At 44.9% G+C, this 699-nt stretch carries 1 protein-coding gene; it reads left to right on the top strand.

From position 1 onward, the window contains the following. Positions 1-699 (top strand): tRNA pseudouridine(13) synthase TruD (locus tag R7Z77_RS25675; RefSeq protein WP_318137090.1); only part of this gene is annotated, 699 nt, incomplete at both ends.

Genomic DNA, 699 nt, shown 5'->3' with positions numbered 1-699 from the left:
CATTTTTGGCGCAATACCCAAGTATTGAAATTCTGGCGACCGATCGACACAACAAAAAACTGCGTCCTGGTGACTTAATCGGGAACGAGTTTGTGGTTACCTTGTCTGAAGTGACAGATGTGGCGGATGTAGAGCAACGCCTTGAAAAAGTTAAACAAGTTGGTGTGCCAAACTACTTTGGTAGCCAACGCTTTGGTAACGATGGAAATAACCTCGACGAAGCTCGTCGTTGGGGACGAGAAAACGTTCGTACGCGTAACCAAAACAAACGCAGCATGTACTTGTCTGCCGCGCGTTCATGGATCTTCAACCGCATCGTTTCTGCTCGTCTAGAAAATGGTGTGTTTGATAAATTCATCGATGGTGACATCGCACAGACATCACAAGGATTGTTGGCTGTTGATGCGAATAACCTTGCTGATATGCAAAACAAGCTTGCATTGAGTGAAGTTGAGATTACTGCCGCTTTAGCGGGTGATAATGCGTTACCGACCCAAGCTGATGCACTTGCATTAGAACAACCATTTATTGATGAAGAACCTGATTTAATGGCTCTAATCCGTGGGAATCGTATGCGTCACGATCGTCGTGAAATCGCACTCAAACCAAAAGACTTAGCTTGGAACGTTGAAGGTAACAATATTACGTTGACCTTCTCACTCGATGCAGGCTCTTTTGCTACATCCATTGTTCGTGAGT

Source organism: Vibrio sp. 1401 (assembly GCF_033340295.1).
This window is presented reverse-complemented; position numbering and strand designations above follow the sequence as displayed.